The organism is Streptococcus oralis (assembly GCF_001983955.1).
Lineage (GTDB): Bacteria > Bacillota > Bacilli > Lactobacillales > Streptococcaceae > Streptococcus > Streptococcus jiangnanensis.
Window position 1 is genome coordinate 1,908,943 of record NZ_CP019562.1, and the last position, 13,195, is coordinate 1,922,137.

Annotated in this window: 8 protein-coding genes and 2 pseudogenes; 1 reads left to right on the top strand and 9 read right to left on the bottom strand. The window is 42.8% G+C overall.

Annotation, left to right across the window (positions count from 1 at the left end):
* The first annotated feature begins 152 nt into the window (after positions 1-152).
* Positions 153-4,154 (top strand): LPXTG-anchored beta-N-acetylhexosaminidase StrH, encoded by a 4,002-nt coding sequence (gene strH / locus BWR56_RS09535; protein ID WP_076984868.1) that lies wholly within the window; start codon positions 153-155, stop codon positions 4,152-4,154.
* Between the two features lie 57 nt (positions 4,155-4,211).
* On the opposite strand, the gene purB is transcribed toward strH, so the two are convergent.
* The 9 genes and pseudogenes from purB to purH form a co-directional block, all read right to left on the bottom strand.
* Positions 4,212-5,510 carry an adenylosuccinate lyase gene (gene purB / locus BWR56_RS09540; RefSeq protein ID WP_049506259.1) on the bottom strand — a complete coding sequence of 433 codons (1,299 nt, stop codon included), beginning with the start codon at positions 5,508-5,510 and terminating at the stop codon, positions 4,212-4,214.
* Positions 5,507-7,330, bottom strand: a complete 1,824-nt coding sequence (locus tag BWR56_RS09545; protein WP_049506261.1) for a serine/threonine-protein kinase — start codon at positions 7,328-7,330, stop codon at positions 5,507-5,509. The genes purB and BWR56_RS09545 overlap by 4 nt, the downstream gene beginning before the upstream one ends.
* Positions 7,331-7,362: 32 nt before the next feature.
* Positions 7,363-7,461, bottom strand: a pseudogene (locus BWR56_RS10020) (phosphoribosylaminoimidazole carboxylase); the annotation flags it as partial.
* 62 nt (positions 7,462-7,523) lie between these two features.
* Positions 7,524-8,273 (bottom strand): hypothetical protein, encoded by a 750-nt coding sequence (locus tag BWR56_RS09550; RefSeq protein ID WP_049506262.1) that lies wholly within the window; start codon positions 8,271-8,273, stop codon positions 7,524-7,526.
* Positions 8,274-8,279: 6 nt separating this feature from the next.
* Positions 8,280-9,371, bottom strand: a complete 1,092-nt coding sequence (gene purK, locus BWR56_RS09555) for a 5-(carboxyamino)imidazole ribonucleotide synthase (protein ID WP_049506264.1) — start codon at positions 9,369-9,371, stop codon at positions 8,280-8,282.
* Positions 9,358-9,849 (bottom strand): 5-(carboxyamino)imidazole ribonucleotide mutase, encoded by a 492-nt coding sequence (gene purE / locus BWR56_RS09560; protein WP_049506266.1) that lies wholly within the window; start codon positions 9,847-9,849, stop codon positions 9,358-9,360. Before purE ends, purK begins: the two co-directional genes overlap by 14 nt.
* Positions 9,850-9,883: 34 nt before the next feature.
* A pseudogene (locus BWR56_RS10080) lies at positions 9,884-9,997 on the bottom strand (phosphoribosylaminoimidazole carboxylase); the annotation flags it as partial.
* A 264-nt stretch (positions 9,998-10,261) separates the two neighbouring features.
* The gene (gene purD, locus BWR56_RS09575; protein ID WP_071852007.1) at positions 10,262-11,527 is read right to left on the bottom strand and encodes a phosphoribosylamine--glycine ligase; all 1,266 of its coding nucleotides are present in this window, start codon (positions 11,525-11,527) and stop codon (positions 10,262-10,264) included.
* A 120-nt stretch (positions 11,528-11,647) separates the two neighbouring features.
* The gene (gene purH, locus BWR56_RS09580; RefSeq protein WP_049506269.1) at positions 11,648-13,195 is read right to left on the bottom strand and encodes a bifunctional phosphoribosylaminoimidazolecarboxamide formyltransferase/IMP cyclohydrolase; all 1,548 of its coding nucleotides are present in this window, start codon (positions 13,193-13,195) and stop codon (positions 11,648-11,650) included.

Here is a 13,195-nt window from a genome sequence, read left to right on the forward strand (position 1 = left end):
CCTTATTAGCAAATTTCTCCTAAATCTTATGATTTCCTCTATTTATTATAGTTCTTATATAAACCCACTTGACATTTTACTCCTTAGATAATAAAATAAAATTGGTTTTATGTAAACGCTATCATATATGATAATAACAAGGAGGTTTTATCATGAAACTAGAAAAGAAACAGCGCTTCTCCATCCGTAAATACGCGGTTGGGACAGCTTCTGTACTTATAGGATTTGCTTTTAGCGCACAAGTCGTATCTGCCGACGGGATTACTCCAGCTCCAACAGCTGAAGAAACTGTCCAAACGATTCAGGAGAGTCCCCAAGCAGTCAAAGAAGCTGTAGACTCCAAGGTCCCAGAAAAACTGGAAGAAAAGGCTGACAAACCTGTAAAAGAGGAGGTCAAAGAAGACCAGGAGGCTCCTCGAACAGTTGCTCCAAAAACAGAAGAAACAACTGCACCAGTTGTGACAGAAAATGCTACTCCAACTCCTACTGCCGAGAAAGAAAGCCCTGCCCCAGCTGAAACTCCTACCGAAAGTACTTCTTCAGAAAAGAAAAATGAAGCCGTCACACCTGCAGTAGCCACTCCTAGCACGGAACGAGCAACTCAGGTGAATGAAAAACTGGCTAAAAGAAAAATGATCTCAATTGATGCTGGACGCAAGTACTTCTCTCCAGACCAACTAAAAGAAATCATCGACAAAGCCAAACACTACGGCTACACGGATCTTCATTTACTAGTTGGAAACGATGGCATGCGTTTCATGTTGGACGACATGACCATCAAAGCCAATGGCAAAACCTATGCAAGTGATGATGTCAAACGTGCGCTCGAAAATGGAACTGATGCCTACTACAAGGATCCAAATGGCAACCACTTGACAGAGAGCCAGATGACGGACTTGATTAACTATGCCAAAGATAAAGGTATCGGACTAATCCCAACCGTTAATAGCCCTGGGCACATGGATGCGATTTTGCATGCTATGAAAGAACTAGGCATCCAAAAACCGAATTTCAACTACTTGGGAAAAGAATCTGCTCGTACTGTTGACCTTGATAACAAAGAAGCGGTTGAATTCACAAAAGCTTTAATCGACAAGTATGCAGCTTACTTCGCTGGCAAATCTGACATCTTCAACATCGGACTAGACGAGTATGCCAACGATGCTACAAACGCTAAAGGTTGGACTGTCCTTCAAACACAAGGAAAATATAGTAAATTTATCACTTACGCTAATGATCTTGCTCACATTGTCAAATCTCACGGTCTTAAGCCAATGGCTTTCAACGATGGCATTTACTACAATAGTGATACTAGTTCTGGTACTTTTGACAAAGATATCATCGTTTCTATGTGGACTGGTGGATGGGGCGGATACGACGTCGCTTCTTCTAAACTTCTAGTTGAAAAAGGTCACCAAATCCTTAATACCAACGATGCTTGGTACTATGTTCTCGGACGAAATGCCGACGGCCAAGGCTGGTACAACCTTGACCAAGGCCTCAACGGTATCAAGAGCACTCCAATTACTTCAGTACCAAAATCTGAAGGAGCAGATATCCCGTTCATCGGCGGTATGGTAGCTACTTGGGCAGATGACCCAGCTCAACGTTATTCACCATCACGCCTCTTCAAACTCATGCGTCATTTCGCAAATGCAAACGCTGAGTACTTTGCTGCCGACTATGAGTCTGCTGAGCAAGCTCTGAAAGAAGTCCCAACAGACCTTAACCGCTATACTGCAGAAAGTGTCGCAGCTGTCAAAGAAGCTGAAAAAGCCATTCGCTCACTCGATAGCAACCTCAGCCGAGCCCAACAGGACACGATTGACCAGGCAATCGCGAAACTCCAAGAAGCTGTCAGCAATTTGACCTTCACACCAGAAGCTCAAAAAGAAGAAGACGCGAAACGCGAAGTTGAAAAACTTGCCAAGAACAAGGTGATCTCAATTGACGCTGGACGTAAGTACTTCACGCTCGACCAACTCAAACGCATCGTAGACAAAGCGAGCGAGCTCGGCTACTCTGATGTGCATCTTCTCCTAGGAAATGACGGACTTCGCTTCCTACTTGATGACATGACTATCACTGCTAACGGAAAAACTTATGCAAGTGACGATGTCAAAAATGCCATCATTGAAGGAACAAAAGCTTACTACGATGACCCAAACGGAACCACTCTTAGCCAGGCTGAAATCACTGAATTGATCGAGTACGCAAAATCAAAAGGTCTTGGACTCATTCCAGCAATCAACAGCCCAGGTCACATGGATGCCATGCTTGTCGCTATGGAAAAATTAGGTATCGCAAACCCTCAAGCTAATTTCGATAAAGTCTCCAAAACAACCATGGACCTTGAAAACGAAGAAGCAATGAACTTTACAAAAGCCCTTATCGGTAAGTACATGGACTTCTTTGCGGGCAAGACTAAGATCTTTAACTACGGTACAGACGAATACGCTAATGACGCTACCAACGCTCAAGGCTGGTACTACCTCAAATGGTATGGACTCTATGGCAAGTTTGCTGAATATGCCAACACTCTTGCTGCTATGGCAAAAGAAAGAGGCCTTCAACCGATGGCCTTCAACGATGGTTTCTACTACGAGGACAAGGATGATGTTGAGTTTGACAAGGATGTCATCATCTCTTACTGGTCTAAAGGATGGTGGGGCTACAACCTTGCAACGCCTCAGTACCTAGCAAGCAAAGGCTATAAACTCCTCAACACAAACGGAGACTGGTACTACGTCCTAGGAAATCACAAACCAGACGAAGCCTACCCACTATCAAAGGCGATTGAAAACTCTGGCAAAGTGCCATTTAACCAGCTTGCATCTACCAAGTATCCAGAAGTAGACCTTCCAACCGTCGGAAGCATGCTTGCTATCTGGGCAGACAAACCAAGTGCTGAGTACAAGGAAGAAGAAATCTTTGAACTCATGACTGCCTTTGCAGACCATAACAAAGACTACTTCCGCGCTAACTACAATGCACTCCGTGAGGAACTTGCTCAAATCCCTGCAAACTTGGATGGATACAGCAAGGAAAGCTTGGATGCCCTAAATGTAGCTAAAGAAGCTCTCAACTACAACCTCAACCGTAACAAACAAGCCGAGTTAGACGCTCTCGTAGCTAAACTCAAGGCAGCCCGCCTAGGCCTTAAACCAGCAACAACCCACTCAGGAAGCCTCGATGAAAACGAACTAGCTACCAATGTCGAAACCAAACCGGAACTCATCACAAGAGCAGAAAAGATTCCATTTGAAGTTATCAAGAAGGAAAATCCAAACCTCCCAGCTAAGCAAGAAAAGATTGTCACACCAGGTGTAGATGGCGAACGCACTCATTACATCTCTGTCCTTACTGAAAATGGTAAACAAACAGAAACCGTTCTAGATAGCCAAGTAACCAAAGAACCTGTGACCCAAGTGGTTGAAATCGGTGCCCCTATTACCCACAAAGGGGATGAAAGTGGCCTTGCTCCAGCTGCCGAAGCGAAACCAAGACTGGATATCCAAGAAGAAGATATTCCGTTCACTACTGTGACACGTGAAAATCCACTCTTGCTCAAAGGGAAGACTCAAGTCGTTACTAAAGGCGCTAACGGTCGTCGCAGTCATTACTACTCTGTGAGCACTAGTGCTGACGGTAAGGAAGTGAAAACTCTTGTAGATAGCCTTGTGACTCAAGAAGCAGTGACCCAAGTTATTGAAGTCGGAACCCTTGTAACCCATGTAGGAGACGAACACGGTCTTGCTCCAGCCGCAGAAACAAAACCAAGACTGGATATCCAAGAGGAAGAAATTCCATTCACTACTGTGACACGTGAAAATCCTCAATTACCAAAAGGACAAACGCAAGTTGTTACTAAAGGGGCTAACGGCCACCGTACTGCCTTCTACTCTGTAAGCACTAGTGCTGATGGAAAAGAAGAAAGAACGCTTGTCAATAGTGCGGTATCGCAGGAAGCGGTCGCTCAGGTGGTCGAAGTCGGAACTGCCGTTGAGAAAGCTGAGCAAGCTGAACCAACTACTAGCAAAGCAGAAGAAAAACAACTTCCTGCAACAGGAAATCAAGATTCTGCAGGCTTGGTCGCAGCAGGACTCATGGCCACACTAGCAGCCTACGGACTCACTAAGAAAAAAGAAGATTAAACCCCTTCAATAAGCATACAAAAAAGCGAGATTGAATCTCGCTTTTTATTGTTAGGATTAATCACCAAGTCCGATACGTTCAAAGATATCATCCACTCGTTTAGTGTAGTATGCAGGGTTGAAGATTTCATCAATTTCCTCTTGAGTCAGGCGTGATGTCACTTCTGGATCTGCTTCTAGAAGCGGTTTAAAGTCTACTTGATTATCCCAAGAGTAGGCTGTTTTTGGTTGCACCAAGTCATAGGCTTGCTCACGGGTCATGCCTTTTTCAATCAAGGTCAACATAGCACGTTGGCTAAAAATCAAACCAAACGTAGAGTTCATGTTGCGGATCATGTTTTCTGGGAAGACCGTCAAGTTCTTGACAATATTTCCAAAGCGGTTGAGCATGTAGTCAATCAAAATAGTCGTATCTGGTGTGATGATACGCTCAGCTGATGAGTGAGAAATATCACGTTCGTGCCAGAGAGCGACGTTCTCATAGGCTGTCACCATGTGACCACGGATGACACGCGCAAGACCTGTCATGTTTTCAGAACCGATAGGGTTACGTTTGTGAGGCATTGCTGAAGAGCCTTTTTGACCTTTGGCAAAGAACTCTTCCACTTCACGTTGTTCTGATTTTTGAAGACCACGGATCTCCGTTGCCATACGCTCGATGGAAGTTGCGATGCTGGCAAGAACGGCAAAGTACTCAGCATGAAGGTCACGAGGAAGAACCTGTGTAGAGATTTCTTGGGCACGGATACCAAGCTTGTCGCAGACGTATTTCTCTACAAATGGTGGAATGTTGGCAAAGTTCCCAACCGCACCAGAAATCTTACCAGCTTCCACACCAGCAGCCGCATGCTCGAAACGCTCGATATTGCGCTTCATTTCGCTGTACCAAGTCGCTAATTTAAGACCAAAAGTTGTCGGCTCAGCGTGCACACCGTGGGTACGCCCCATCATGATGGTGAACTTGTGTTCCTTAGCCTTGTCAGCGATGATGTTGGTGAAGTTTTCAAGGTCACGACGGATGATGTCGTTGGCCTGCTTGTAGAGGTAACCGTAGGCAGTATCCACCACGTCGGTAGAAGTCAAACCATAGTGGACCCACTTGCGCTCTTCACCAAGAGTCTCAGAAACCGCACGTGTGAAGGCAACCACATCGTGACGAGTCTCCTGCTCAATCTCTAAAATACGATCGATGTCAAAGTCCGCCTTTTCGCGAATCAAAGCCACATCTTCCTTAGGGATTTCCCCCAACTCAGCCCATGCCTCGTCAGCCAAGATTTCCACCTCAAGCCAAGCACGGTATTTATTTTCTTCACTCCAAATGTTCGCCATCTCAGGGCGAGAGTAACGGTTGATCATGTGTTTTGCTCCTCACTATAATTATCTATAAAAATTTTAGACAATGTAATTTCTACATCAAAATCTGTAGAAATAACTAATTCAACTATACCTTCTTCATCATTAGTTCTAATATTTCTAAATAAATTTAAAACATCCGCTTCAAATATAGAACCTTTTTTTGTTTTTGATAAACAATAATACTTAAAGATATGAAATATGCCTTTATTAAACTGATTATCAAACTTCAATGAATAGTTTTTAGAATCAATTTCATAATAATCCATAGGAAATTGGAGAGCAATCGTTCCCAAAATTTCCAATATCCTATTCTTCTTGTGTTGATAAAAATCTAGATCTCTTTTAAAAAGGGGTAGTTCTAAAGGGCTATCTTTTAATTCACCTTTATAATTTGTCCAATCCAACCTAATTTTATCATAAAGTTTTTCTGACTGATTCAACTTGAAATGATTTTTTCTTAAATATTTTATTAAATATAGAATTGGAACCCCAAATATTTCTTCTTTAGTCTTTTGAATAATAACATCAATATCTCTCAATATTTCCTTACAATGATAACTGCAACAAGAACTAAAAAATTTTAAAATTTTTCCAGATATAACTTTGTCACCGTTTATAGATAACAAGATTTCCCTCATTTTTTCAAATAAAGATATATCTTCTGGATTATTAAAAATATCAAGAGGTGAATATAAATTATTAGAGAAATAGTGAACACTCTCATACGAAAAAGCAGCCTCACATTTATCCATTATTTGTTGGAGTAGAAAGTTAGAGTGCAATTCATCTGTGACACGATAATTAATCGAGCAATGGTAATTAAAATTTAATTCTTTCAAACTCTCATTTGAAAGATCGTTCAAAACGAACTGTGAAAAAATTAAATCCTCACTTGATATCTTTAAAATTCTGTCTTTATCTTCAATCTCATGTCCGCCAGTATTTACATATTTTAGATCTTCTTTTTCGCTATCTAATTCAGCTTTTAAAAGCTTCAAATCCATACGAACACTGTCACTTGATGGCCTTGAATCCGGGGACGGATTAATTAATCTATCGACTAACTTATCTAATTCGAAGAGATAAGGAAAAGTATGCCAAATACGCTTATATTCTGACCCGTCTGGATTTTCTCCTGTAAAACATTCATTAATGATTAATCCAAAAGAATATACATCTGACGCAAATGTAATGTTAAGGGCTTTTCCAATTTTCTTTTGTTCTGGTGATAAATAATTTCTATTTGCTAGTAAATCATCCGCAACAGTTAAATCAGATCCTTGAAAATGCGCAATTCCAAAATCACTTAAAACTAAATTTTCATCTCTTATCAGAATATTTTCTGGCTTGATATCTCTATGAATTATTCCTTTATCATGAGCAGCGTTTATACCCTTTGATAACTGAATTAAATAATTTAATCTTTGTTCTGGTGAATAATTTTCTGATTCATCTATTACATCCCTAAGATTTTTGGGGAAATAATCCATTACTGCATATAAGAATTGAGCTCTTTGCCCGTCATTTGGATATTCTCCATGTAAATGATACTTAATAATATTTTCATGATTATACTGTGAACAAAATTCAATATCATTTTTTAGTCTCTCAATTTTTGCCCTATTTGCACGTCCTCTAGAAGTTGGTAGTTTCATAATTTTAACAGCTTTTTCGATACCAGTACTATCATTTGTCAAAACTACTACACCTTGACCTCCTTGACCTAAAATTTTGATAAAACAATAACCAATAAATTGCAAAATCTCATCAATTTTAAACTGATTTTTGAGATCATCAATACGCTCATTCGTTAAATCCATATTCCCTCACTTCTGTTAAAATAACTCCATGATTACACAAACTCCTCTTTCCCAATCCATACAGATTGATAGTGAACTAATATATTGAAATCTGTATTCAGCAGTAAATCATAAATTGCTACAATTCTATCCTTTTCGGCGAAAATATAAACAATGAATTAATCTATAAAAAACTAAATTTACTTAATACTTCTTATTTACTAACAATATAGTCACAAATATGAATATTTTTAGTAACTTCAGGGTAGTCTACCCCAAAATACTTTCGATTGATACTACAATATCCTTTGTCATCAACATTATAAATATACTTACACACTTCTCCAGAAAGCGTTGTAAAGAATAAAGTAATCGTCTCTGGGACGTGATTAAAATTAGGCTTGTTACCTAAGATATGTTGATGTATCTCTTTTTGATGTGCTTTCGAGACTACATATAATCTTTGCTCCGCATTTAACTTTGGTATCAGCTCACCGTCTAAACTTTCCCCAAATAAGATTCGAAGATTAAATATCGGTTGATTGTTAACAATTTCAAGAGATAAAATTTTATCTCTTTTATCCTCATTAGAATAAGATTCTTCAAAACTATTAGCTGCTACATATTGTTTGTTATTTTTTGATTTTCGTAGATGAAACCAATATTTATCATCAAAATATACTCTACAATTTGGCTTGATAAGCTGATAATCATTGCTTAAAAGCAACTCTGGTCGATACTTACGTAATTCCTTTTCTTCTTCGAGTGATAATTGTAAATGGACAACAATCAATGAGATTACAATTCCAGCGACACTTCCATAAAAGCTCAACCAATCACCCAATCCGGAATTCAAATAATTGGAAAAAATTCCGATAACAACTGAGAAAAAGGGACCAGATGCCATCACTAGTAACAATAAAAATATCAGCTGTTTTATGTTGTTTTTTAAATATTTTTTCATATTTCCCTAAAATTCAATCCCTTCTCCAAACTCATCCACACTATCCGACGCATCACTAAACAAAGTCACGTGTCCCATCTTGCGGTTGTGTTTCGCTTCTATTTTACCATACATGTGGAGGTGGGCGCTTGGATTTTCTGTGACATATTTCTCAGCAGCCTCGACGTGCTGGCCGAGTACGTTGAGCATAACAGCAGGCGCATGCAGTTTGATAGCTGGCAATGGGGCCCCGAGAACACCGAGAATATGGGTATCAAACTGAGAGAAGTCACAGGCTTCAATCGAGTAGTGGCCTGAATTGTGTGGCCGTGGGGCGATTTCGTTGACAATAATATCATCAGCTGTCGCAAACATTTCCACGCAAAGTGTTCCAGACAAGTTGAGCTGTTCTGCGATTCGCACTGCCATGGCTTTTGCTTTGTCAGCTAGACTAGCTGAAATGCGAGCAGGCACAATTGTTTTAGATAGGATGTTGTTACGATGGATATTTTCCTGAACTGGGAAAACCGTAACGTCCTTGCCGTTACCAGACACGATGACAGAAATTTCAAGGTCAAAGTTGACGAATTCTTCCAAGACACAGTCTGCTGAGTCGGCTAGTGCACGGGCTTCTTCCAAGTCTGCTTCTGAGCGAATGACCTTTTGTCCATGCCCATCGTATCCACCTGTCGCAGTCTTGAGGACATAGTTTTTCGATAGGTCGATGTCTGCCAAGTCTTGGCTTGAAGTCACAACCTTGTAGGGTGCCACCGTTACTTGAGCCTTATTTGACAAAAAATCCTTTTCAAAAATCCGATTTTGAGAAATACGGAGTAGGTCTGTCCCTTGAGGGAGTTGTCCACCCTTGATAACAGCATCCAGACCGTCAGCATCGACATTTTCAAACTCATAGGTCAGGACATCGCAACGCTCAGCCAACTGACGGAGGGCATCCACATCGTTATAAGGAGCCACGATGATCTCCGCCACACGAGAGGCTGGACAATCCGCAGCAGGATCCAGCGCGATGACCTTGTGCCCCATGTAGATAGCAGAAATGGCCATCATCTGCCCCAGCTGACCGCCACCGATAATTCCGATTGTTTTAGATGAGCTCATTGGTAGACTCCTCTGCGATTTTTCCTTGCTCTTCTGCATAATCTGCTAACGCTATTGCGATAGCCTGATCTTCTACTGAAAGGAGACGGAGGGCAAAGAGGGCTGCATTTGTCGCTCCTGCTTCACCGATAGCCATCGTCGCAACAGGCACGCCACCCGGCATCTGTACGATAGAGTAAAGCGAGTCCACGCCACTAAGAGCGCGCGACTTGACAGGTACCCCGATGACAGGAAGAGTTGTTTTGGCTGCGACCATTCCTGGCAAATGGGCTGCGCCACCTGCACCTGCGATAATGACCTTGATACCACGGCTACGAGCTTCCTCCGCATGTCTGAACATGAGGTCTGGAGTACGGTGGGCAGAGACAACTTTCTTTTCGTAAGCTACACCGAAGCGGTCAAGGACTTCGGCGGTTTTTTGCATAGTTGCCCAGTCGGATTTGGAGCCCATGATGATGGAAATTACTTGTTTAGTCATAATATTCCTTTTCTTTCCTTTCTTTTTTCAATCTCCTTAAGTTGTGAGGGACGGCAGCAGCCACCAAAGGTGTTTCATGCCTAAATCGGAAGCCCAAGGTCTTCCGATTTCCCTGAACGATTGGCTTATAAGCCAATCGTTCTTTCACAACGGCGGTGATTGCTCTATATTAGCTTGCTAACGCTCGCAAATCAAACGACCATTAACGTATTTTGTGAGTTTTTATTTTTCTTTTCGATAATGGTCTTAGATGGTGGGGACGGAAGCAAACCTTCGGTTTCATTCCTAAAATTTGAGCCTAAGTCTCAAATTTTCCCCCGACCAGAACAGTAACAATTCTGGTCTTTTCACCACGGCGACCATTATCTTACTTTGGCTCGCTTTGGCTCGCCATTGACAAATTTAGTATCTGTTAATCTTTTATAGCCTTGCTTCCGATATCTGTTCGGTAGAAGAGGCCTTCTGTTTTTTGTTGGGAGAGTTCTTGGTAGATGGTTTCTTGGGCTTCTTTGACGGTATCTGCTGTGGTGACCAGCATGTATACTCGACCGCCATTTGACAGCAATGCTCTGCTATTTTCCGCAAACTTAGCCCCTGCATAGTAGGTGATGATGTCGCCATCAGTTTTGGCTGGCAACTTGACTCCCTTTGCATAATCTAGCGGGTAGCCCTTGGATGCGACAACCACACCCAGAGTCACGCCCTTGTCCGTCCATGTGATGTTCGGCTCCTTGTCATCGAGAATATCCGTGATATTTTGTGCAAAATCAGATGTCAAACGAGGCAAGATAATCTGAGTTTCGGGATCTCCAAATCGAGCGTTAAACTCGATAACCTTCGGACCGTCAGCTGTCAAAATAAGCCCCGCGTAGAGGACACCAAGATACGGACGGCCTTCTTTGATCATCCCTTCAAGGACTGGTTTGACAATGGTGTCAACCGCCGTATCAATCACGCTCTGTGGCAAGTGTGGAACTGGCGCATAAGCTCCCATACCGCCTGTGTTAGGCCCCTTGTCGCCATTGTAAGCACGTTTGTGGTCCTGAGCCGTCGGCATGATGTAGAACTTGTCCTCATTGACAAAGGCAAAGAGAGAGAACTCCTCCCCGTCGAGAAATTCCTCGATAACCACACGCGCACCAGAGTCACCAAATTTATTGTCCAAGAGCATCTCGTGAGCGGCTTCGACCGCTTGCTCAACCGTCTCCGCAACGACGACACCTTTCCCAAGCGCCAAGCCATCCGCCTTGACGACGATAGGTGCCCCCTGCTTTTCGATATAGGCCTTGGCTTCCTCAAAGTCCGAGAATGTGCCATAGGCTGCTGTCGGAACGCCGTATTTGACCATGATTTCCTTGGCAAAATCCTTGGACCACTCCAGCTCCGCCGCCAATCTTGTCGGACCAAAGGCTTTGAGACCAGCTGCATTGAACTCATCCACAATCCCAGCAGCAAGGGCATCATCTGGCCCGATAAAGGACCAAGCAATATCGTTGGCTTTTGCAAACTCAATCAATTTAGAATGTTCGGAAATAGAGATGTTTACTAACTCCAAACCATCCAGAGTCATCCCGTCATTTCCAGGAGCTACAAAGACCTTTTCAACCTCTTTTGACTCAAGCAACTTCTTAGCAATGGCATGTTCACGACCACCCGAACCGACAACAAGCAGTTTCATTTCTCAACCTCTTTTGCGAATTATTTACTAATATTATACCATAAACGTTCGTTTTAATCTTGTTTCACTTAGCATTTTAAACCAAAAAAGGAAAGAAACTGTTTTCTTCCCTTTTGCTTCTTAATGTCTAAAATGTCTCACGCCTGTGAAGACCATAGTCAAGCCGTATTTATCCGCTGCTTCGATAGATTCTTGGTCACGGACAGATCCACCTGGTTGGATGATGGCTTTGATACCTGCTTTGGCGATTTCTTCCACGTTATCCGCAAATGGGAAGAAGGCATCTGAAGCAAGAACAGCACCATCAAGACGGTCTTTAGCTTGATCAATGGCGATGCGAACAGAAGCCACTCGGTTGGTTTGCCCTGGGCCAACACCGAGTGTCATATGGTCGTTGGTTACGATGATACCGTTTGATTTGACGTACTTGATAGCTTTCCAAGCGAACTCAAGGGCAGTCGCTTCAGTTTCTGTTGGTTGGCGTTTGGTAACGACTTGCCAATCAGCTGGGCTTTCTTTTACCACGTCTTGGTTTTGCACCAGAAGCCCACCGACCACGCCTGTGTATTCTGCTTCCACTTCACTAGCCTCTTGAGCGTCAAATGGCAAGGCAAGGATACGCAAGTTTTTCTTTTTATTGGTCAAAATAGCTAGCGCTTCATCCGTATAGCTTGGTGCAATGATGATCTCGAGGAATACACCATGCATCTTCTCAGCTGTCGCAGCATCCACCTCACGGTTAAGAACAACGATACCACCAAAGATAGACACTGGGTCAGACTCATAAGCGTAGTCCCAAGCAGTCTCGATGTCATCAGCCTGACCGATTCCACATGGGTTCATGTGTTTGAGAGCCACAACGGTTGGACGGTCTTTGAAGTCACGGATGATACGGATAGCAGCATCCGCATCACGGATATTGTTGAAGGACAATTCTTTTCCGTTCAGTTGTTTGGCGGATGCAATCGAATAGTCAGTCGGCAAAGCTTTTTGGTAAAAGTCTGCATCTTGTTGAGGGTTTTCACCGTAACGCATGGCTTGCTTGAGGTCATAGGTCAAAGTGAGCTTTTCAGGCTTTGCTTCACCTACTTGAGCTGTGAAGTATTCTGCAATCAAAGCATCATAAGCCGCTGTATGACGGAAAACCTTGGCTGCCAAACGTTGACGAGTTTCATAAGTCGTTTCACCATTTGCTGCCAATTCGTCAAGCACCACTGCATAGTCAGCAGGGTCTACCACAACCGTTACGCTGGCATGATTTTTCGCCGCTGAACGAAGCATGGATGGCCCACCAATATCGATGTTTTCAACTGCGTCAGCGTAGGTCACATCTGGTTTGAGAATCGTTTCCTTGAAAGGATAGAGATTGACCACTACAAGGTCGATAAGTTCAATTTGATTGTCCTTAGCCGCCTCAAGGTGGCTATCGAGATCACGACGAGCGAGGAGCCCACCATGGATATTTGGGTGAAGGGTCTTGACACGGCCATCCATCATTTCTGGGAAGCCCGTCACATCATCAATTGCAATGGTCTCCACCCCAGCATTGTCAAGGGCAACCTTTGTCCCACCTGTCGAGATAATCTCCCAACCGAGTTTTTTAAGTTCTTGGGCAAATTCAACAATGCCCGCTTTGTCTGAGACGCTGATTAAGGCCTTTTTCGTCAT

What these genes read in the sequence shown, in the direction of transcription:
- strH (WP_076984868.1), top strand. Translation starts at nt 153, where the DNA reads ATGAAACTAGAAAAGAAACAGCGCTTCTCCATCCGTAAATACGCGGTT.
- purB (WP_049506259.1), bottom strand. Translation starts at nt 5,510, where the DNA reads ATGATCAACCGTTACTCTCGCCCTGAGATGGCGAACATTTGGAGTGAA.
- BWR56_RS09545 (WP_049506261.1), bottom strand. Translation starts at nt 7,330, where the DNA reads ATGGATTTAACGAATGAGCGTATTGATGATCTCAAAAATCAGTTTAAA.
- BWR56_RS09550 (WP_049506262.1), bottom strand. Translation starts at nt 8,273, where the DNA reads ATGAAAAAATATTTAAAAAACAACATAAAACAGCTGATATTTTTATTG.
- purK (WP_049506264.1), bottom strand. Translation starts at nt 9,371, where the DNA reads ATGAGCTCATCTAAAACAATCGGAATTATCGGTGGCGGTCAGCTGGGG.
- purE (WP_049506266.1), bottom strand. Translation starts at nt 9,849, where the DNA reads ATGACTAAACAAGTAATTTCCATCATCATGGGCTCCAAATCCGACTGG.
- purD (WP_071852007.1), bottom strand. Translation starts at nt 11,527, where the DNA reads ATGAAACTGCTTGTTGTCGGTTCGGGTGGTCGTGAACATGCCATTGCT.
- purH (WP_049506269.1), bottom strand. Translation starts at nt 13,195, where the DNA reads ATGACGAAAAAGGCCTTAATCAGCGTCTCAGACAAAGCGGGCATTGTT.